Origin of the sequence: Bacillus sp. 196mf, assembly GCF_003217275.1 — a bacterium.
GTDB lineage: Bacteria > Bacillota > Bacilli > Bacillales > Bacillaceae_G > Bacillus_A > Bacillus_A thuringiensis_S.
This window is the reverse complement of the sequence record NZ_QJTG01000030.1, coordinates 29,252-48,731: the sequence shown is the minus strand read 5'-3', so window position 1 is coordinate 48,731 and position 19,480 is coordinate 29,252. Positions and strand designations below refer to the sequence as shown.

Below are 19,480 nucleotides of genomic sequence, written 5' to 3'. Positions count from 1 at the left end.
ACTCCTGTTCTTGTTCAGGGGATAATTTACGTGGTGCTCCTGTTGATTGTCCCATGATTAAGCCATCTAATCCTTTTTCTTTATAAGCATTCACATAATTATAAATCGTTTTTTCAGAACGACCGATCATGTTCATAATTTCTTTTATAGAATAGCCTTGTACATAGAAATAGATCGTTTGATAACGTTCATACATGCGTTTATTTTTAGTCGTTTTCATTGCTACAAGTAGGTTCTCTTTTTCGTTTTGATGTGCATTTGTCATTTGGCTCCGCTCCATTTGTCGATAAGTGTTACGTATATATTTCGACAAATAGTAGCTGTAACCTTTTAATTCAACTTATATAGATAAAATATTTAAATGGAGCGCTAAAGAAAGTGCGAAGCGAGAAAAAGAAGTTGGATAGTACAAATAAGGGTAGACTGCATGAAAATTTCATGCAGTCTACCCTTTTATATATTGTTACTGTTGTCGTTTTTTGTCGGTAAGTCGATATATTTTAATAATCGCTGATATAATCCAAGAAGTAATCAATATAATTTCATTTACCGCAAAACCATTATCTGAATTTCATCAACTATTAATCAGTTGCCTTCCTATTTAAAAACGACTACAATTTTACTGTTATATATATGAACGAAAAAAATAGAATAGGAGGGGAAACTATGCCAAGGAAAGTATGGCTATTAGTAGCTGGGATGATTATTAATGTCACGGGTGCTTCTTTTTTATGGCCTTTTAATACAATTTATTTGCATGATCACCTAGGCAAATCTTTATCTGTGGCCGGAATGGTATTAATGATCAACTCGCTTACTGGTGTAATCGGAAACTTGCTCGGCGGTGTTTTATTTGATAAATGGGGCGGTTATAAATCAATTTTAGTAGGGATTGTCATTACACTTGTATCGATTTTAGGTCTTGTGTTCTTCCACGGTTGGCCGTTATATGTTGTGTGGCTAGCGTTAATCGGCTTCGGTTCTGGGATGGTCTTCCCATCGATGTACGCGATGGTTGGTACGGTTTGGCCAGAGGGCGGAAGACGAGCGTTTAATGCGATGTACGTTGGACAAAACGTTGGTATTGCGATTGGAACAGCGTGCGGTGGTTTAGTTGCTTCATATCGTTTTGATTATATTTTCTTAGCGAACTTTATTTTATACTTTGTTTTCTTCTTAATTGCTTTTATTGGATTCCGTGGTATGGAAGACAAGAAAGAGCCAGGAGTCCAAAAAGAAGTCGAGACGAAAAAAGGTTGGTCACTTACACCTGGATTCAAAGCACTTCTTATCGTATGTGTAGCATATGCTTTATGCTGGGTTACATACGTACAGTGGCAAGGAGCGATTGCAACACATATGCAAGAATTGAATATTAGCCTTCGCCACTATAGTTTATTATGGACGATAAACGGAGCGATGATCGTTTGTGCGCAGCCGTTAGTTAGTATGTTAATTCGCTGGATGAAGCGTTCTTTAAAGCAACAAATTATGATTGGAATTTTCATTTTTGCGGCGTCATTCATTGTGTTAAGTCAAGCGCAGCAATTTACGATGTTCCTCATTGCGATGGTAACATTAACAATTGGTGAGTTATTTGTATGGCCTGCGGTTCCAACGATTGCAAATATACTTGCACCAAAAGATAAATTAGGGTTTTATCAAGGGGTCGTAAATAGTGCGGCGACTGTAGGGAAAATGTTCGGGCCGGTCGTTGGCGGAGCAATTGTGGATTTATACAATATGGAAGTATTGTTTATAGCAATCATGGTAATGCTTGTAGTAGCGCTTATAGCAACGAGTATTTATGATAAACGAGTAAAAGTAGAAGAAACAGTTGAAGAAAAAATTGCAGTTTAGTTTGACGGAACATGTTCACATGTTTTAGAATATATTTAAATAAAACAACCTTTAGAACAAGGGAGATAGCTCGGCTGTCTTAAGATAAATTCGTTAGTTATTAAGAGTAACGATTAACCGAGAAGTCCTCGCTTTAAGTAAGCTCTTAAGAGATACTAGGTGAAGGATAGTTCACTTAACTTATATGTGTAATAACAGTGAGAAGGAGTAGTAGTAATAGAAGCTGGTTTAGAGAGTTGACGGTCGGTGCAAGTCAATCCACGTTTCGTTATGAACTCGCCTTTGAGTTGCAGTTGTGAAACTAATAGTAGCAATTGCCGTTAATCCACGTTACGGATCTAAGCGAATGTATATTTGTACATTAATTTAGGGTGGTACCGCGGGAATCTATAACCTCTCGTCCCTTTCTAGGGATGAGAGGTTTTTTGTATTTTGGGCGGTGAAAATAAATAGAATTTCAAGGAGGGTATCTCATGAGCTTTAATCATCAAGACATTGAGAAGAAGTGGCAAGGGTACTGGGAAGAGAATAAAACATTCCGTACGCCAGATGAGACAGAAAAACCAAAATTTTATGCACTAGATATGTTCCCATATCCATCAGGTGCAGGCCTACACGTAGGACATCCAGAAGGTTATACAGCGACAGATATTTTATCTCGTATGAAGCGTATGCAAGGGTATAACGTTCTTCATCCAATGGGATGGGATGCATTTGGTCTTCCAGCAGAGCAATATGCACTTGATACTGGAAACAGCCCAGCTGAATTTACAGAGCATAATATTAATACGTTCCGTAACCAAATTAAATCATTAGGTTTCTCTTATGATTGGGACCGTGAAGTAAATACAACAGATCCAAACTACTATAAGTGGACACAATGGATCTTCTTAAAACTATTTGAAAAAGGCTTAGCTTACGTTGATGAAGTACCTGTAAACTGGTGTCCAGCACTTGGTACAGTACTTGCAAACGAAGAAATCATTGACGGTAAGAGTGAGCGTGGTGGACATCCGGTTGAGCGTCGTCCGATGAGACAGTGGATGTTAAAAATTACAGCTTACGGAGATCGTCTATTAGAAGATCTAGATGAGCTTGATTGGCCTGAAAGTTTAAAAGATATGCAACGTAACTGGATCGGTCGTTCTGAAGGTGCAGAAGTACACTTCAACATCGACGGTACAGATGAGAAGTTCACAGTTTTCACAACGCGTCCTGATACACTATTTGGTGCAACATATTGTGTACTTGCTCCGGAACATGCACTTGTTGCAGAAATTACAACAGCAGAACAAAAAGAAGCGGTAGAAGCTTACATTAACGCTGTAAAAATGAAGAGTGACCTAGAGCGTACAGAACTTGCGAAAGAAAAAACTGGTGTATTCACTGGTGCTTACGCAGTTAACCCAGTAAACGGTGAGAAATTACCAATCTGGATTGCTGACTATGTTCTTGCAACTTACGGAACAGGTGCTGTAATGGCAGTTCCAGCTCACGATGAGCGTGATTATGAATTCGCATCAGTATTTAATCTTCCAATGAAGGAAGTTGTAAAAGGCGGAGATATTACGAAAGAAGTGTACACAGGTGATGGTGCACACGTAAACTCAGCATTCCTTGATGGATTAAATAAAGAAGAAGCAATCGCAAAAATGATTGAATGGCTTGAAGTAACGAGCGCAGGAAATCAAAAAGTAACGTACCGTCTACGTGACTGGTTATTCAGCCGTCAACGTTACTGGGGTGAGCCAATTCCAGTAATTCACTGGGAAGATGGTACAATGACAGCTGTGAAAGAAGAGGAATTACCATTAGTTCTTCCGAAAACAGAAAACATCCGTCCTTCAGGTACAGGTGAATCACCACTTGCTAACATTGACGAGTGGGTAAATGTTGTTGATCCTGAGACTGGTAAAAAAGGTCGTCGTGAAACAAATACAATGCCGCAATGGGCTGGTAGCTGTTGGTATTACCTACGTTACATCGATCCAAACAATAGCGAAGCACTTGTAGATCCTGAAAAAGTAAAACAATGGCTTCCAGTTGATATTTATATCGGTGGTGCAGAGCACGCTGTACTTCACTTACTATATGCTCGTTTCTGGCATAAAGTATTATACGATATCGGTGTAGTTCCAACGAAAGAACCGTTCCAACAATTATTCAACCAAGGTATGATTCTAGGTGAAAACAACGAGAAAATGAGTAAATCAAAAGGTAACGTTGTAAACCCTGATGATATCGTAGCAAGCCACGGTGCAGATACACTTCGTCTATACGAAATGTTCATGGGACCATTAGATGCTTCAATTGCTTGGTCTGAAAATGGTCTTGACGGAGCTCGTCGTTTCCTAGACCGCGTATGGCGTCTATTCGTTCAAGATAACGGTGAATTAAGTGAGAAAATTACTGACGCACCAAATAAAGAGCTTGAAAAAGCTTACCATCAAACAGTGAAGAAAGTAACAGAAGACTATGCAGAGCTTCGCTTCAACACAGCGATTTCTCAAATGATGGTATTCATCAACGATGCATACAAAGCTGAAACACTTCCAAGAGAATATGTAGAAGGTTTCGTAAAAATGATTGCACCAGTTGCACCTCATATCGGGGAAGAGCTATGGAGCAAACTTGGATACAATGAAACAATCACATATGCAAGCTGGCCAACATTTGATGAGTCTAAACTTGTAGAAGATGAAGTTGAAATCGTTGTTCAAGTTATGGGTAAAGTTCGCGCAAAACTAACAATGAGTAAAGACGCATCAAAAGAAGAAATGGAACAACTTGCACTTGAAGCAATTCAAGACCAAATTGAAGGGAAAACAGTTCGTAAAGTAATTGTTGTTCCTGGAAAACTTGTTAACGTTGTTGCAAACTAATTTATTCTAAATGAAAGCTCAGAGTATTTATACTCTGGGCTTTTTTGTGTAAAAAATAATCTTTGGATCACTTTTATATAAGTTTTTAATTTATAAAGAAGTTTACTTTAAAGGCGTTTTGCATCTTTTCCTTTAATTTGTTTGTTGAGGAATTCTTATAAAGACAAACACCTATTCTTCACTAGGAAATATGATAAAAAAGGTAGGTAAAATTGAGCAGAAGAGGTGAAAGGAATGAAAGGGATGGACAATAATGCACCACATGGTTTCTTCGGGGGTGGATCGGATAGTTATGAACAAATGATGTTAATGGGAGGAGGACAACAAGGATACGGTGGAATTCCGAGCTGGATGGGTGGAGCAGCAGGAGGATTTCCAACATCGGTAGCTGGCATGCAAACTGGAATGCCTACATTAATGGGAGGATTTTCGACATCAGGGGCTGGAATGCCTACAGTAACAGGAGGATTTCCAACATCAGTAGCTGGCGTACAGACAGGAATTCCAGTAGGGGGACCAACTACATTTCCTTCTTTCGTTGGAGGAGTGCAGACAGGATTCCCTGTACCGGGAGTAGGTGTAGTGGCAGGAGGAGTAGGTGGTTATCCACAGGGTGTTCACGATCATCATGTACATCACCATCACCAAGGCCACCACGGTCATCATGTACATCACCACCACCAAGGCCACCAAGGCCATCATGGTCATCATCACCATCAAGGCCAACATGGCCACCACGGTCATCATCACCATCAAGGTCACCAAGGCCATCATGGTCATCATCACCATCAAGGTCACCAAGGCCATCATGGTCATCACCAACAACAAGTACATCATCAAGGTCACCACCACATTCATCCGCAAGCTGTTCTTTATCAAACTCACCAAGGCCAACATGGTCACCATGGACATCACCACCAAGGCCAACATCATGGACACCAAGGTCACCACCATCACCAAGGTCATCAAGGCCAACACGGTCATCATGGGCACCAAGGCCAACATCATGGACACCAAGGTCAACAGCACCAACATCATCAACAATATCAGCAATATCAACAACAGCAACAATCTTCTCCTTGGACAGGTGGAATTGGGGCAGGAGCAGCAGGGGCAGCGGCAGGAGCAGCTAGTATTAGTGGAGCAGCAGGACACGCAGGGCACGTGGGTCATTAATGATTGGCAGAAAAAAAGCCATAATAAAAAACTGCTAGGAAATCCTAGCAGTTTTTTTCAGCTTCTTGACGCTGACGTTCAATTTCAGCACGAAGTTGTGGTTCCGGTGCTTGCCAGCCTTCTGGCTTTAGAATCTTACCGTCGCCTTCACGGAATCGAGGCTTCCCATCAGGGAATAGTTTTGCCATGTTGGCGTTGTTTACAATTTCGAATCCTTTATCTGGACGTACGCCCATTTCTGCAAACGTTCCGAATGCAAAGTAAATAAGGTCAATCAGTGCATCGTATTGATCTTCAACAGTCGTTGCCTCTAGAAATTCTTCTAGTTCTTCCTGCATAAAACTTGCACGGATTTTTGCACGCTCTTCTGTTAATTTTGTTGGAGTATTTGTCACAGGATGTCCGAATACTTCATGCATTTTCGCAACAAGTTCGTATCCTTTATCTAAACCTTTTTCGTTTGTCATGTTGTTTCATCCTTTCTTACGTTATGCCGAAGTTTATTGTAACATAAGGTGATTATGAAATGAAAAGAACATCTTATCGAAATAAGATGTTCGCTCGTTATTCTTCTTTTTTTATTAAAATGGATAGAATAAGATCGATGCCAAAAATACCGACGAGTAACATTGGTATAACGACAAGCAAGTAACGTGTGAAGGAAACATTTTTTAAGTATGTATGAGCAAATAAAAAGACGCCGAGAAATAAAATACCATTTAAAATAGGCTTTACTAATTTTTTAGACATAAGCTCCCCCATAAATATCTTCTCTCTCTATTTGATAATAAAAAACTCCTCTCTCCGTTGTATCATGCTGGAGAGAGGAGTTCAATCATTTCTCATTCAATTACACCAGAATTTGTAATGTCTACGGTGTATTTTATAGTAACGGGAACATCTTTGTACATTTTTTTCCACTCTTCTAATTTGAATGGGCGATAATGTTGCTTATATTTAGCTCCTAGCCCGAGAGGGTCGACATCTAAAGATTTAAACTGCTTAATTAATTTCTTACCTTGTGTCTCCAATTGTTTTTGAACAACCTTCTCAATCTTTTTTGTGTTCTTAGCATTCTCTAAGTTAATCTGTTTCGATACTTCTTGAATACGAGCCTCAAGTTTAACATGAATGGAAAAGAAAGGCTTACCATTTTTTATTTTTATATCGTATGTTGGAACAGAACGAATATTATTAATCATTACGTACCCAGGATCTGCTTTAAATTCATGTGAATCTAACTTATGTTTTTCTAAAAGTCCTTTGAATATAAACATATCTTTTTCCGCGATTTTACCAACGTATTTATCCTTTTTAAAAAGACCAATTCCCGTGATTTTTATTTTATCACCATGTTTCTTTAAAATTGGAATATAGTAGTCTTGCCCTTCTTGATAATAACGGAATGCTCCTACATGCAGATTATCTGTTGGTAAAGGACCGGTCTCCATATTATGTTCTAGCATTTTTTTTATATAAATTGCAACGTTGGATGAAGTCGTGTACTTTCCTTTTAAAAGCTCAGTACCATTACCTTCAAGTAAAGCAACATATAAGGCATTTCCGATGTTTACATCACGAATTAATGTATCGAAGGAAGCAACCATTCCTTTCTTAGCAATTCGGGTGGTAAATAGAGCAACCCGCATTTGCCCGCTAGCAAATGGTTGAGAAGACTCTAAAGATGTGTCGGCTTTTACTTGTTTTACCGCATTTGCTGTTCCTTCAAAAACTTGAACTTTGTTCCCTTTTTGCTGAATAGGACAAACAAATGTTACCTTTATTTTATTATCTTTTGCTACATCGAAGACAGTTCCTTGGATAAGGTGTACGTCATCGATAATATTTTTTTGTAAACATCCAGTTAGACTAAAGAGTGTTATACAAGAGATAAGTATTAATTTATTTTTGATTTTTTCCATTTTCTTTTCACCCACACAATAATAAATAGAATTGGGATGTATACATAAATGAGCCAAAAGCTTCCTTTTGATGCATTACTAATAAAATTATTAATATCGTGTCTGTTTGTTAAAAGTTGTGAAACAATGAGAGTGATAAACATAAAAGCGATTAAAACACCTCTTTGTTTTACACGGAATATTTCGTGCGTTGCTCTCGCTGCTGCCCATAAAGGTAGAATAAAACTTGTAATAATAACGAGGGCATAAGCTGAAATTGCGATATATTCTAGCCTTTCTATGAATGGTAATTGAATAACTTGGGTCATAGAAAGTTGGGCCCATATCGTTTTTAATAATTGTTTTTCACTAAAAAACGAAAAGGCTAGAAGGGTGCTAAATAAATATAGAAGGTTTGAAAATAGTGCCCCATATTGAGCAAATTTATGAGATTGTTTAGGGTTTTTCACAAATGGATAAACCATAAGGTAAATCTCAAAACCAGTCATACTGTAGATTGACAGTTGAGCGGATTTTAAAATATCTGAAAAAGAATGTGTGAAGATGGGTAATAAATTCTCCCAATGTGAGTATTTCAAAACGAATAAGCTTAGAAATAAATACCCTAGTGTACCACCAACAGAGATGACGCAAATGCCTGTAATGACACGAAAACCAGAAGAAATGATGTAATAGCTAACTAGGCACAAAAAGAGTGTTAACATAAAGGTGGAGGCAGTTGGGAACATCCATACTTGAATAATTTCAACATATGTTCGAATAACCGAAATACTGACGATTAAAAAATAAGTTGCAAAGATGATATTAAAGACGTTCCCTATCCACTTTCCAAAGGTTTGTCGTTGTAAATCAATTAAATTCCCGTTTGTTTCTTTTAATAAAAAATACATCATCCATATAAGAATTTGGATACAGAGTCCTGTGATTAGAACGCCCATCCAGCCGTCATATCCAGCGGCCTTTGCGGTGATTCGAGCAAATCCGAGAACGCCAGCTCCAAACTGTGCACCGTGAATTAAGAAGAAAACAAAGACAGGAGATATTTGATATTTTTCTTGAACTTTACTCATCGAATGCACCTCATTTCTTAATCATCAAAGTCTGATCTATGTTTTGTTGAAATTCCTTTCGCTGCTTTTTTTACATGTTGTGGCCTTGCTTGTACATCTCTTGTATCGATCATTGTTAATGGGAAACGAATCCAAGAATCTTTAACTGATTGTTGCCTTGTCGGGTAAAATAAAGCGTATGGCTTACGTAAGGAAGTAAGTCTAAATAGATGAGTAAATAAAAAGATAAATCCAAGAGAAATACCGAAAAGTCCACCTATTTCTGCAAATATGAGAAACGGGAAGCGTAATAATCGAACAGCGTTACCCATTTTATAAATAGGTGTAATAAAGGAAGCGAGTGCTGATAGTGCAACGATAATTAATAAAATGTTACTCGTTAACCCAGCTTGTACAGATGCTTGCCCGATTACGATACCGCCTACAATACCGAGCGTTTGACCAACTTTCATCGGTAACCTCGCGCCAGCCTCTCTTAATAAATCGATTGCGAGTTCTAAAAAGAGTGCTTCAATTAAAGGTGGGAATGGTACTTGCGCCCTTGATAAAATCAAAGTTTCAAGTAAATCACTTGGAATAAGTTCATAATGATAATTTAAAACTGCAACGTATAACGGTGTAGCACAGATTGAAAATAGAACAGCTATAAGGCGTAAAATGCGTGAAAATGTAGCGTATAACCAAGAGACGTTATAGTCTTCTGGTGAAATGAAAAAATCGAAATAGGATACAGGTGTTAGTAAAACACTTGGAGAACCATCCACAAAAATAGCGATTTTCCCATCAATTAGTGCTTTTGTGACTCTATCAGTACGTTCTGTATTGATATAGAGAGGGAAAATCGATTTTTCACCCATCAATTCTTGTATATAAGCACTATCATTAATTTGATCATATTCAAGAGCGCGTAATGATTCCTCGAGAAAATCTACATTATCTTTTTCAGCGAGGTTGTCTAAATACATCATGACAACTTTTGTTTTGGAAAACTCGCCGATAATCATTTCTTTTGTTTGTAAATCTAAAACAGGAAGACGTTTTCGAACTAAATTAATGTTTGTATCAATATCCTCTACGAAACCTTCTTGCGGACCAATAACAGTTGATTCGTTTAAAGGAGGGGTTGGTGCACGATAATTATCAATTGCAATGTTTGCAAGCATACATTTTTGATCTTGCTGATTCAATTGAATGATCGCATGCCCCTTTAAAACCATATCCTCAATTTTTTGTAAGTCGTTCGTAATTGTAATGCCGCTCATCGGAATATGTTCTTTTAGTTGTTCTAGAGAAGCGCAAGGTTTCTCTAAAAGAGTGGGCATTAAATATTTCTGTAATTTCTCTCCATCAAGTGAAGGGCGATAGTAAGAAATCCAATAAGGCATCGTTTCATCGTCAGATGTATGGTAATTAATAAAATCACTAGACTTTTTGAGTTTCTCTATTAAATCTTGTAGAGAATGAATACGGTCTTTCTCTGGTTTTGTAAAGTCATAAATACTATTACCTTTAGAGTTTTGCTGCTGTTGTCCTTGAGAAGATTTGTCTTGTTTAGCACTTTGTTGTTGATCCTGCTCTGAGTCGTTTTGCTTAGAATGTTGCTGTTGCCCTTGCTTCGAGTTGTCTTGCTTAGAGTGTTGTTGATTTTGCTCTGAGTTGTCTTGCTTAGAATGTTGCTGTTGTTCTTGAGAAGGTTCGTCTTGTTTAGCACTTTGTTGCTTACCTTGAGAGGAATCCTCTTGTTTAGCACTTTGTTGTTTATCTTGAGAGGAATCCTCTTGTTTAGAGTTTTGTTGCTTATCTTGAGAGGAATCCTCTTGTTTAGCACTTTGTTGCTTACCTTGAGAGGAATCCTCTTGTTTAGCGCTTTGTTGTTTAGCTTGAGACGAGTCCTCCTGTTTAGCACTTTGTTGCTTATCCTGAGAGGAATCTTGTTTCTCGTTATTTTTATCTTTATTATGTTTCATACTTCTAGTCTGTTCTTTGTTATCATCCTCTTGATTGTTAGAATGCTGCTCCCAGTTATCTGTTTCGTTTGCTTCTGGTGTATTTGATTTTTTTTTCTTACGTAACCAATTCCAAATCATATGTACGCCCTCTTTAATCTTGTAATATAGTGCTATTTTGTGGCTAATTTTGTATATTATTCATTTATTTATGAAAAGAAGAAGGAGATTAGTTTGCATAGAAAAAAATCTTTAGTAAGCAGTTCATACTATAACGGGGAGAGGGAGAGTCTGTGCAAATTGTAAAAAAGGAGAAGTTTGTGTTAAAAGAGTTTACGTTTGAAAATGGCAGGGAAATTCCTGTTCAAATGGGATACGAGACATATGGTACGTTGAATAGAGAAAGGTCAAATGTAATTTTGGTTTGTCATTATTTTAGTGCAACAAGTCATGCGGCAGGAAAATATACAGTGCATGATGAGGAGTCTGGTTGGTGGGATGGGCTCATTGGACCTGGGAAAGCAATTGATACAAATAAGTATTTTGTTATATGTACGGATAATCTTTGTAATGTGCAGGCGAGGAATCCATATGTGATTACAACAGGACCGAAATCGATTAATCCAGAAACTGGAGAAGAATATGCTATGGATTTTCCTGTTTTTACATTTCTTGATGTAGCTCGTATGCAATATGAGTTAATAAAAGGTATGGGAATTTCAAGGTTACACGCTGTAATCGGACCGTCGGCGGGGGGAATGATTGCACAACAATGGGCGGTTCACTATCCACATATGGTAGAGCGGATGATTGGCGTTATTACGAACCCACAAAATCCAATTATTACGTCTGTAAACGTAGCACAAAATGCGATTGAGGCAATTCAACTGGATCCAAGTTGGAAAGATGGAAAATACGGAGAAGAGCAGCCGATAAAAGGGCTTCATTTAGCAAATAGAATGATGTTTATGAACGCGTTTGATGAGCATTTTTATGAAATGGCATTTCCTCGTAATAGTATAGAGATAGAACCTTATGAAAATTTTTCTACACTAACATCATTTGAAAAAGAAATAAATAAAGCGACATATAGAAGTATGGAGTTAGTAGATGCAAATTCATGGATGTATACTGCAAAGGCAGTTTTATTGCATGATATTGCACATGGGTTTTCTTCACTAGAAGAATCTCTTTCTAACATAGAAGCGAATGTGCTTATGATTCCGTGTAAACAAGATTTGCTTCAGCCGTCTCGTTATAATTATAAAATGGTAGATATTTTGCAAAAACAAGGAAAATATGCGGAAGTGTATGAGATTGAAAGTATAAATGGGCATATGGCAGGAGCATTTGATATTCATTTATTTGAAAAAAAGGTTTATGAATTTTTGAATCGGAAAGTATCTAGTTTTGTGTAAAAGACAAATGATGGGGAAAAGGTGCAATGTTTGTAGTAGGCACCTTTTTTTACATAATTTGTAGACGGAAAATATATGTAGCGATTGCTATACCGAAAAACGCTATGCTAAGCAATAGAAATAAGAATGACATTTCTTGTGGGGAGTTTATTTTTCTATTATTTTTCATACTAAGAGCAATAATTGCAGCGAGTAAGAACACAATGCCCATAATGAAAAGAAAAAGCGTCATTTTAATCGACTCCTTTCATAAAACAAGTATATTGAGGATACAATGTGCTAGTTATGTTTGTAAAGAATAAATTTTTAGAGAAAATTGAGAAATAGTTTTTCGATTCTTTGCGTTCTTTCTTTTGCGTGCTAAAATTGGTAGAGAATGTTTGTGAAAAAGAAACTAAAGGTTTTATTGTATATAAGGAGGAACTACATATGACAGAAGTTAATACAATTACTACAGAAGAGGTACAAGAGCGTTTAGAAAATGGAGAAACGTTATTCCTAGTAGACGTAAGAGAAGATGAAGAAGTAGCGGCAGGAAAGATTCCAGAAGCTGTACATATTAAAATGGGCGATATCCCACATAAAGTAGATTTCTTTAATAAAGAGAATGAATATATCTTTATTTGTCGTTCGGGAATGCGCAGTGAAAATGTATGTCATTATTTAAATGAGCAAGGGTTTAAAACAGTGAACATGGTTGGCGGTATGCTTCAATATGAAGGTGAAACGAAATAGTTTATAGTTAAAAACTTGAAACGAGTCTGTTTCAAGTTTTTTTCTTTTGCATACAGTATAAAAAAGGAGGAGGGGGAAATGGGAATTAATTTGCGTAAAGTGAAAATTATTAATAATACAGGCGCTGTTAATGTCGGTGACTGTTATGATATCTCGCCTTTAGCTGTGGCAAAAGTATATGCAGGTGCTGGAGGATCGAGTGCGGCTATTTTTTTAAATGGAAAAAGGCAGCCAGAAGCGGTGATTAGAACATCGGTATTTCTTCCGCCTTTGGCAACAAGTACACGTACGTTAGGTTCATAAAGGAAAGGTAGAGTGTAATTATGCCTGCGCATATAAAAGAATTTGTTATTGTTAATAATACTGGAAATATATTTACCGGTGATAATTTGAGTGATACTTCATTTACTGCTTCGAAATCATATAGTGGTTCGATGGGATGTACTTGGATTGATGTTGTTACAGTAATAGGGACGGAGACAAAGCTTTGTTTACAACCAGGAGACTCTGTCACAACAACATATACGAGAGGTACTCCTGCTGGTACTGTAACAGGAGCAAATATGGGGCAAAGTGTAAATGCATCGGGTATAGCGCAAGCTGTCCCTAATACAGATAATATGGATTCAATTGCAGGACTCCCTTAAGAAATTAAGGGAGTTTTTATTATTTAAAATAAAAATAGTCTTGGAAATTATTTTTGTAAATAGATTAAGAAGAGGTTTATTTATTATGAAAAAGAAGGTTTGTAGGTGGTGAAAGTGTGAAGAAACGTGATAATAATGGGAAGCAAAATTCGTTAAGCTCTAATTTTAGAATTCCACCCGAACTTATTGGGCCTACTTTCCCTCCTGTTCCAACTGGATTTACAGGTATAGGGATTACTGGTCCAACCGGTCCACAAGGCCCAACTGGTCCTCAAGGACCGAGAGGATTCCAAGGTCCGATGGGGGAGATGGGCCCAACAGGACCTCAAGGTGTGCAAGGGATACAAGGACCAGTTGGGCCAATAGGTGCAACTGGTCCAGAAGGACAGCAGGGAGCACAAGGATTGAGAGGACCACAAGGAGAAACTGGAGCGACAGGACCTCAAGGTGTGCAAGGGTTTCAAGGTCCGATTGGTCCAACGGGAGCGACTGGGGCACAAGGTATACAAGGGATACAGGGATTACAGGGGCCAATTGGAGCGACAGGACCTGAGGGACCTCAAGGAATTCAAGGTGTCCAAGGGTTACCGGGTGCAACTGGTCCACAAGGAATACAAGGAGCACAAGGGATACAAGGAGCACAAGGACCGAGTGGAAATACAGGTGCAACCGGAGCAACGGGTCAGGGGCTAACAGGTCCGACTGGAATAACAGGCCCAACAGGGATAACTGGACCATCTGGAGGACCTCCTGGTCCAACGGGGCCAACTGGTGCGACAGGACCGGGTGGCGGACCGAGTGGAAGTACAGGTGCGACTGGAGCAACGGGTGATACTGGGGCTACAGGAAGTACAGGGGTAACAGGAGCAACGGGAAGTACAGGTCCGACTGGAAGTACAGGAGCACAGGGCTTGCAAGGAATCCAAGGAATTCAAGGGCCAATTGGACCAACAGGTCCAGAAGGTCCACAGGGTATTCAAGGTATTCCTGGTCCGACGGGAGTAACTGGTGAACAAGGAATCCAAGGAGTTCAGGGTATTCAAGGGGTAACGGGAGCAACAGGGGATCAAGGTCCACAAGGTATACAGGGGGCTATAGGGCCTCAAGGGGTCACAGGAGCAACAGGAGATCAAGGTCCACAAGGAATACAAGGAGTACCAGGGCCATCAGGAGCAACGGGACCACAGGGAGTTCAAGGGATACAAGGTCCGATGGGTGATATAGGACCAACAGGTCCAGAAGGCCCAGAGGGACTTCAGGGCCCGCAAGGAATACAAGGAGTGCCAGGACCAGTTGGAGCAACGGGTCCTGAGGGACCACAGGGGATACAAGGCATTCAAGGACCGGTAGGAGCAACGGGTCCAGAAGGTCCACAAGGAATTCAGGGAATTCAAGGTGTGCAAGGGATAACGGGAGCAACAGGAGCACAAGGAGCAACTGGAATTCAAGGGATACAAGGGGAAATAGGAGCAACAGGTCCGGAGGGTCCCCAAGGAGTGCAAGGTGCTCAAGGGGGGATTGGCCCAACAGGTCCGATGGGTCCCCAAGGAGTGCAAGGAATCCAAGGCATTCAAGGAGCGACGGGTGCACAAGGAGTGCAAGGTGCTCAAGGAATACAAGGAATTCAAGGTCCGACGGGTGCAACAGGAGATACGGGAGCAACTGGGGCGACAGGGGAAGGCACTACAGGCCCAACAGGAGTAACTGGTCCGACAGGGGTAACAGGACCATCTGGAGGACCAGCAGGACCGACCGGCCCAACGGGGCCATCAGGTCCGGCGGGAGTGACTGGTCCATCGGGTGGACCACCTGGCCCGACAGGAGCAACTGGGGCGACAGGAGTAACAGGGGATACCGGGGCGACAGGCTCAACTGGAGTGACAGGAGCGACAGGAGAAACGGGAGCAACCGGAGTGACAGGGTTACAAGGTCCCCAAGGAATCCAAGGTGTGCAAGGAGATATTGGTCCAACTGGTCCGCAAGGGATACAAGGTCCGCAAGGGATACAAGGAGTAACTGGTGCGACAGGAGATCAAGGCCCACAGGGAATCCAAGGCCCGCAAGGCGACATAGGTCCAACTGGTCCCCAAGGAATTCAAGGGTTACAAGGTCCCCAAGGGATTCAAGGAGCAACCGGAGCCACTGGAGCACAAGGTCCACAGGGAATTCAAGGTATTCAAGGAATTCAAGGTCCGACAGGCCCACAAGGCCCAACTGGAATCCAAGGGGTACAAGGAGAGATAGGTCCAACCGGTCCACAAGGTGTGCAAGGATTGCAAGGCCCACAAGGTCCGACAGGGGACACAGGGGCAACGGGAGCACAAGGTCCCCAAGGAGTTCAAGGGATACAAGGCCCAACGGGAGCAACCGGAGCAACCGGATCGACAGGTCCACAAGGAATTCAAGGCCCGCAAGGAATCCAAGGTCCAGCGGGGGCAACTGGAGCAACGGGTTCACAAGGTCCAACTGGAGATACAGGTCCAACCGGCTCACAAGGAATCCAAGGTCCAACTGGTCCAACCGGAGCTGGAGCAACCGGAGCCACAGGAGCGACCGGGGTGACCGGAGTTAGTACAACTGCAACGTATGCGTTTGCGAATAATACATCAGGAAGTGTTATTTCTGTTTTGTTAGGTGGCACGAATATTCCGTTACCAAACAATCAAAATATTGGACCAGGAATAACCGTTAGTGGTGGAAATACTGTATTTACAGTTGCGAATGCAGGAAACTATTATATAGCCTATACAATTAATTTAACGGCAGGATTACTTGTAAGTTCTCGTATAACTGTAAATGGCAGTCCGCTTGCGGGAACGATAAACTCCCCGGCAGTGGCTACTGGTTCATTTAGTGCAACAATAATTGCTAACTTGCCTGCTGGAGCTGCAGTCAGCTTACAATTATTCGGATTAGTTGCATTGGCTACATTATCTACGGCAACGCCAGGGGCTACTCTAACTATTATTAGATTAAGTTAATAAGCAGAAAACCTTGAAACTTTTATGTTTCAAGGTTTTTTTATCCTTGTATCTGGAAGTAAACCTCGTTAACCAGAGGGAGTGGATACCCTCTAATTATTTAAAGTTTCACTTTATTCCCTTGAGCAAAAACATCGCAGTTCGAAAATATATTATAATAGAATGAAAAGAAAGAAATTTGGCAGAAAGGGAGGGTGGCGATGCAGGAGATGGTTAAAGATTTTTTTGGACGCCCACTTCAAGATTTACGTATATCTGTCATTGATCGTTGCAATTTTAGATGTACATATTGTATGCCAGCGGAAATATTTGGGCCAGAATATGCTTTTTTGAAAGACGAGTTTTTACTAACTTTTGATGAAATTGAGCGTTTGGCAAAATTATTTGTTAGCATCGGTGTACGTAAAATTAGACTTACTGGCGGTGAGCCACTGCTTCGTAAAGATTTAACAAAACTTATTGCACGTCTTGTGAAAATTGATGGGCTAATAGATATAGGGTTAACGACAAATGCTATTCATTTAACGAAACAAGCGAAGGCATTAAAAGAAGCTGGATTACATAGAGTGAATGTTAGTTTAGATGCGATAGATGATGACATATTTAAGAATATTAATGGTCGAAATATTAATACGAAACCGGTAATTAAGGGAATTATAGCAGCTAAAGAGGCGGGCTTGGAAGTAAAGGTAAATATGGTTGTGAAAAAAGGGATGAACGATCATCAAGTACTACCGATGGCTGCGTATTTTAAAGAGCAAGGAATCACGCTTAGGTTTATTGAGTTTATGGATGTTGGTAGTACAAATGGGTGGAATTTTGATCAAGTCGTTACAAAACGAGAATTGATTGAGATGATTCATAAGGTGTATCCGCTTGAGCCAGCTGAAGCCCATTACTTTGGTGAAGTTGCAAAGCGATATCGGTACGTTGGAACAAATGTTGAAGTTGGTTTTATTACATCTGTTTCTGAGTCATTTTGTGCCTCTTGTACGAGGGCGAGAATTTCGGCAGATGGAAAGTTTTATACGTGCTTATTTGCGACAGAGGGTTTGAATGTAAGAGAACTTCTTAGAGGAAATCTTTCGGATGAGGAGTTATTAAGTGTTATACAAGATGTATGGATGAATAGAAAAGATAGGTATTCGGATGAACGGACAGAAGAAAGTGCAAAAAATCGTCCGAAAATCGAAATGTCTTATATAGGAGGATAAGAAAGGGGGCTATCGCATGCAGGAGCGATATTCAAGACAAATATTATTTTCTGGTGTTGGAGAAGAAGGACAGAGAAAAATAAGAGAGAAGCATGTGCTTATTATTGGTGCTGGTGCTCTCGGTGCGGCAAATGCAGAAGCGATTGTTAGAGCAGGGGTTGGAAAAGTAACGATTGCTGATCGGGATTATGTAGAATGGAGTAATTTACAAAGACAACAACTATATACGGAAGAAGATGCAAAGCAGTATAAACCGAAGGCGATAGCGGCTGCAGAACATTTACAATCGATTAATTCTGAGGTGGAAATAAATCCGGTTGTGACGGATGTAACGGTGCAAGAAATGGAAGAGTTAGTGCGTGATGTAGATTTAATATTAGATGCGACAGATAATTTTGAAACGCGTCTTCTCATTAATGATATTTCACAAAAGTATAATATTCCATGGATATATGGTGGTTGCGTCGGGAGTTACGGAGTAACGTATACAATTTTACCAGGGAAAACACCGTGTTTTCGCTGTTTAATGGAGCATCCGGCGAGCGGAGCAACATGTGACACAGCTGGTATTATACAACCGGCAGTACAATTAGTAGTTGCGCATCAAATTACGGAAGCGCTGAAAATATTAGTAGAAGACTTTGGGGCGCTTCGTGAAACGATGTTATCGTTTGATCTTTGGAATAATCAACAGATGGCATTTAAAGTGAATAGGCAGAAAAAAGATACTTGTTTATCTTGCGGAAGGTTACGTACATATCCGAGTTTAACATTTGAAGCACAAACAAAAACAGAAGTGTTATGTGGGCGAAATACAGTACAAATTCGCCCGGGTGTGCGGAAGAATTTTAATTTAGAAGAAATTAAAAAGCGCTTACAAAGAAGCGTAGAGATAAAGGCGACACCTTATTTATTATCATTTCCGGTAGAAGAATATCGTTTTGTTTTATTTACAGATGGCAGGGCGTTTATTCATGGGACGAATGATATGAATGTAGCGAAAAGTTTATATGCAAGATATATAGGTTGAACCTAAAGGAAATCCTTTAGGTTCAACGGGGAGAGGATTATGAATTTCTCGTATAATCTCCACTTTTTCCACCTGTTTTTTCAAGTAAGTACGTTTCGCCGATAATCATACCTTTATCGATAGCTTTACACATATCATACACAGTAAGAGCGGTAGCGGAAGCAGCTGTTAAAGCTTCCATTTCAACACCGGTGCTACCTTCTGTTTTAACTTTTACTTCAATGAGTAAACGATATTGTTCTTCTGATTGTTTCCAATCGAAAGAAACGTCAACACCTTTTAATAATAAAGGATGGCACATTGGGATAATATCAGAAGTTCGTTTCGCAGCCATAATGCCTGCGATTTGCGCAACTGCTAATACGTCACCTTTCCCAATTTCATTGTGAGAGATTTTATCGTAAATTTCTTTCGTAACGACAATGCTAGAGCACGCAATTGCTGTTCGAACGGTTGTTTTTTTGTCGCTTATATCAACCATTTTTGCGCGTCCTTGGTCATTAAAATGTGTAAATGAAGACATGGAATTCCTCCTTGAAGTAATTTCTATTGAATACATAAAGTTTAATCGAGATAAAAAAAATTGCAAATATGAGGTG

Annotated in this window: 18 protein-coding genes and 1 other annotated feature; of the genes, 10 read left to right on the top strand and 8 right to left on the bottom strand. The window is 39.8% G+C overall.

Features of this window, described 5'->3' with window-relative positions:
* On the bottom strand, window positions 1-265 hold a 265-nt coding region (locus tag ATL10_RS26070), incomplete at its 3' end, for a helix-turn-helix domain-containing protein (protein ID WP_033694658.1).
* 401 nt (window positions 266-666) lie between these two features.
* Between ATL10_RS26070 and ATL10_RS26065 the strand changes: the two genes are divergently transcribed.
* The 3 genes from ATL10_RS26065 (at window position 667) to ATL10_RS26055 (ending at window position 5,918) form a co-directional block, all read left to right on the top strand.
* Window positions 667-1,860 (top strand): MDR family MFS transporter, encoded by a 1,194-nt coding sequence (locus ATL10_RS26065; protein WP_029443455.1) that lies wholly within the window; start codon window positions 667-669, stop codon window positions 1,858-1,860.
* Window positions 1,861-2,048: 188 nt separating this feature from the next.
* Window positions 2,049-2,268 (top strand) — a binding site (T-box leader).
* Between the two features lie 65 nt (window positions 2,269-2,333).
* The gene (leuS, locus tag ATL10_RS26060; RefSeq protein WP_000009442.1) at window positions 2,334-4,742 is read left to right on the top strand and encodes a leucine--tRNA ligase; all 2,409 of its coding nucleotides are present in this window, start codon (window positions 2,334-2,336) and stop codon (window positions 4,740-4,742) included.
* A gap of 234 nt (window positions 4,743-4,976) precedes the next feature.
* Window positions 4,977-5,918: a hypothetical protein gene (locus ATL10_RS26055; protein WP_075716903.1), complete on the top strand. Its 942-nt coding sequence runs from the start codon at window positions 4,977-4,979 to the stop codon at window positions 5,916-5,918.
* Between the two features lie 44 nt (window positions 5,919-5,962).
* Here ATL10_RS26055 and ATL10_RS26050 read toward each other — a convergent pair whose 3' ends face one another.
* The 5 genes from ATL10_RS26050 to ATL10_RS26030 all read right to left on the bottom strand — a co-directional run bounded on the left by ATL10_RS26050 (window position 5,963) and on the right by ATL10_RS26030 (window position 10,997).
* The gene (locus tag ATL10_RS26050) at window positions 5,963-6,385 is read right to left on the bottom strand and encodes a pyrophosphohydrolase domain-containing protein (protein WP_000180554.1); all 423 of its coding nucleotides are present in this window, start codon (window positions 6,383-6,385) and stop codon (window positions 5,963-5,965) included.
* Between the two features lie 97 nt (window positions 6,386-6,482).
* Entirely contained in the window at window positions 6,483-6,668 is a 186-nt protein-coding gene (locus ATL10_RS26045) for a hypothetical protein (RefSeq protein WP_000038779.1), read from the bottom strand.
* Between the two features lie 92 nt (window positions 6,669-6,760).
* Window positions 6,761-7,840: a Ger(x)C family spore germination protein gene (locus ATL10_RS26040; protein WP_000411350.1), complete on the bottom strand. Its 1,080-nt coding sequence runs from the start codon at window positions 7,838-7,840 to the stop codon at window positions 6,761-6,763.
* A complete protein-coding gene (locus ATL10_RS26035) occupies window positions 7,816-8,910 on the bottom strand; it encodes a spore germination protein (protein WP_000049088.1) in 1,095 nt (364 codons plus the stop codon). Before ATL10_RS26035 ends, ATL10_RS26040 begins: the two co-directional genes overlap by 25 nt.
* 17 nt (window positions 8,911-8,927) lie before the next feature.
* A complete protein-coding gene (locus tag ATL10_RS26030) occupies window positions 8,928-10,997 on the bottom strand; it encodes a spore germination protein (protein ID WP_110497817.1) in 2,070 nt (689 codons plus the stop codon).
* A 152-nt stretch (window positions 10,998-11,149) separates the two neighbouring features.
* Here ATL10_RS26030 and ATL10_RS26025 point away from each other — a divergent pair, with 152 nt between their 5' ends.
* Window positions 11,150-12,274 (top strand): homoserine O-acetyltransferase family protein, encoded by a 1,125-nt coding sequence (locus tag ATL10_RS26025; protein WP_097821790.1) that lies wholly within the window; start codon window positions 11,150-11,152, stop codon window positions 12,272-12,274.
* A gap of 49 nt (window positions 12,275-12,323) precedes the next feature.
* Here the strand turns inward: ATL10_RS26025 and ATL10_RS26020 are convergent, their stop codons facing one another.
* Window positions 12,324-12,506: a hypothetical protein gene (locus ATL10_RS26020; RefSeq protein WP_000171889.1), complete on the bottom strand. Its 183-nt coding sequence runs from the start codon at window positions 12,504-12,506 to the stop codon at window positions 12,324-12,326.
* Between the two features lie 197 nt (window positions 12,507-12,703).
* Between ATL10_RS26020 and ATL10_RS26015 the strand changes: the two genes are divergently transcribed.
* The 6 genes from ATL10_RS26015 to ATL10_RS25985 all read left to right on the top strand — a co-directional run bounded on the left by ATL10_RS26015 (window position 12,704) and on the right by ATL10_RS25985 (window position 18,881).
* Window positions 12,704-13,009 carry a rhodanese-like domain-containing protein gene (locus tag ATL10_RS26015; protein ID WP_000141254.1) on the top strand — a complete coding sequence of 102 codons (306 nt, stop codon included), beginning with the start codon at window positions 12,704-12,706 and terminating at the stop codon, window positions 13,007-13,009.
* Window positions 13,010-13,087: 78 nt separating this feature from the next.
* Window positions 13,088-13,312 (top strand): spore germination protein, encoded by a 225-nt coding sequence (locus ATL10_RS26010; RefSeq protein ID WP_000512463.1) that lies wholly within the window; start codon window positions 13,088-13,090, stop codon window positions 13,310-13,312.
* Between the two features lie 20 nt (window positions 13,313-13,332).
* The gene (locus tag ATL10_RS26005; protein ID WP_001110849.1) at window positions 13,333-13,656 is read left to right on the top strand and encodes a hypothetical protein; all 324 of its coding nucleotides are present in this window, start codon (window positions 13,333-13,335) and stop codon (window positions 13,654-13,656) included.
* Window positions 13,657-13,772: 116 nt separating this feature from the next.
* On the top strand, window positions 13,773-16,637 hold the full coding sequence (locus tag ATL10_RS26000; protein WP_098284223.1) for a BclA-related collagen-like exosporium protein: 2,865 nt from the start codon (window positions 13,773-13,775) through the stop codon (window positions 16,635-16,637).
* Between the two features lie 200 nt (window positions 16,638-16,837).
* Window positions 16,838-17,851 carry a GTP 3',8-cyclase MoaA gene (gene moaA, locus ATL10_RS25990; protein WP_075716900.1) on the top strand — a complete coding sequence of 338 codons (1,014 nt, stop codon included), beginning with the start codon at window positions 16,838-16,840 and terminating at the stop codon, window positions 17,849-17,851.
* A 16-nt stretch (window positions 17,852-17,867) separates the two neighbouring features.
* Window positions 17,868-18,881 carry a molybdopterin-synthase adenylyltransferase MoeB gene (locus ATL10_RS25985; RefSeq protein ID WP_075716899.1) on the top strand — a complete coding sequence of 338 codons (1,014 nt, stop codon included), beginning with the start codon at window positions 17,868-17,870 and terminating at the stop codon, window positions 18,879-18,881.
* Between the two features lie 37 nt (window positions 18,882-18,918).
* Here the strand turns inward: ATL10_RS25985 and moaC are convergent, their stop codons facing one another.
* Window positions 18,919-19,404, bottom strand: a complete 486-nt coding sequence (gene moaC, locus ATL10_RS25980) for a cyclic pyranopterin monophosphate synthase MoaC (protein ID WP_048558777.1) — start codon at window positions 19,402-19,404, stop codon at window positions 18,919-18,921.
* Between the last annotated feature and the right edge of the window lie 76 nt (window positions 19,405-19,480).

Bases quoted from the DNA above. Each gene is read 5' to 3' on its own strand.
- moaC (WP_048558777.1), bottom strand. From the start codon at position 19,404: ATGTCTTCATTTACACATTTTAATGACCAAGGACGCGCAAAAATGGTT.
- ATL10_RS26050 (WP_000180554.1), bottom strand. From the start codon at position 6,385: ATGACAAACGAAAAAGGTTTAGATAAAGGATACGAACTTGTTGCGAAA.
- ATL10_RS26030 (WP_110497817.1), bottom strand. From the start codon at position 10,997: ATGATTTGGAATTGGTTACGTAAGAAAAAAAAATCAAATACACCAGAA.
- ATL10_RS26035 (WP_000049088.1), bottom strand. From the start codon at position 8,910: ATGAGTAAAGTTCAAGAAAAATATCAAATATCTCCTGTCTTTGTTTTC.
- leuS (WP_000009442.1), top strand. From the start codon at position 2,334: ATGAGCTTTAATCATCAAGACATTGAGAAGAAGTGGCAAGGGTACTGG.
- ATL10_RS26020 (WP_000171889.1), bottom strand. From the start codon at position 12,506: ATGACGCTTTTTCTTTTCATTATGGGCATTGTGTTCTTACTCGCTGCA.
- ATL10_RS26015 (WP_000141254.1), top strand. From the start codon at position 12,704: ATGACAGAAGTTAATACAATTACTACAGAAGAGGTACAAGAGCGTTTA.
- ATL10_RS26045 (WP_000038779.1), bottom strand. From the start codon at position 6,668: ATGTCTAAAAAATTAGTAAAGCCTATTTTAAATGGTATTTTATTTCTC.
- ATL10_RS26065 (WP_029443455.1), top strand. From the start codon at position 667: ATGCCAAGGAAAGTATGGCTATTAGTAGCTGGGATGATTATTAATGTC.
- moaA (WP_075716900.1), top strand. From the start codon at position 16,838: ATGCAGGAGATGGTTAAAGATTTTTTTGGACGCCCACTTCAAGATTTA.
- ATL10_RS26005 (WP_001110849.1), top strand. From the start codon at position 13,333: ATGCCTGCGCATATAAAAGAATTTGTTATTGTTAATAATACTGGAAAT.
- ATL10_RS26010 (WP_000512463.1), top strand. From the start codon at position 13,088: ATGGGAATTAATTTGCGTAAAGTGAAAATTATTAATAATACAGGCGCT.
- ATL10_RS25985 (WP_075716899.1), top strand. From the start codon at position 17,868: ATGCAGGAGCGATATTCAAGACAAATATTATTTTCTGGTGTTGGAGAA.
- ATL10_RS26040 (WP_000411350.1), bottom strand. From the start codon at position 7,840: ATGGAAAAAATCAAAAATAAATTAATACTTATCTCTTGTATAACACTC.
- ATL10_RS26055 (WP_075716903.1), top strand. From the start codon at position 4,977: ATGAAAGGGATGGACAATAATGCACCACATGGTTTCTTCGGGGGTGGA.